We start from the raw sequence: 467 nt of genomic DNA, 5'->3' as shown, positions 1-467 counted from the left end.
CGGCATTGCGGCTGTAGTCGATGCTGCTGGGCATGGTGTCGCTGCGCAGCGTGGCCGGGCAGAACGGCAGGCGCACGGCATTGAAGCCCAGGCCCTGCATCTGGTTGATCATCTCCTTCCAGTTGCGCGCCCACAGGCCATGCATGACGTGGTTGCCGGTCTCGAAGCCAAACACGTTGACGCCCTTGAGCTGCACCACCTTGCCGTTGTCGTCGACAACCCGGTTGTTGCTGATGGAATAGCTGAAAGCCGGCGCGGCGGCCAAGGCCAGCGCGGTGGCCAATGCGAGCGTACTTGCGGTCCTGAAAATGGACATGGTGATCTCCCTAGATAACCGAGCTCGACACCCGAGCGCGGTGAGGGGGGCATCTTGGTCCGCGCCCGCGCCGCGTGGCGTGATCGGAGCCACAAAAAAGCGCATTGGCGCACAGATCACAGGCGGGCTGCGGGCGCGGTCGCTTTCCCGC

At 64.5% G+C, this 467-nt stretch carries 1 protein-coding gene; it reads right to left on the bottom strand.

The window, feature by feature from the left end; genetic code table 11:
• Positions 1 to 316, bottom strand: a 316-nt coding sequence (locus tag Y887_RS17155) for a cellulase family glycosylhydrolase (protein ID WP_157004345.1), incomplete at its 3' end; no start/stop codon positions are given.
• Between the last annotated feature and the right edge of the window lie 151 nt (positions 317 to 467).

This window comes from Xanthomonas pisi DSM 18956 (assembly GCF_001010415.1).
Classification (GTDB): domain Bacteria; phylum Pseudomonadota; class Gammaproteobacteria; order Xanthomonadales; family Xanthomonadaceae; genus Xanthomonas; species Xanthomonas pisi.
The sequence above is the reverse complement of the archived record's forward strand: the minus strand, read 5'-3'. Positions and strand labels throughout refer to the sequence as shown.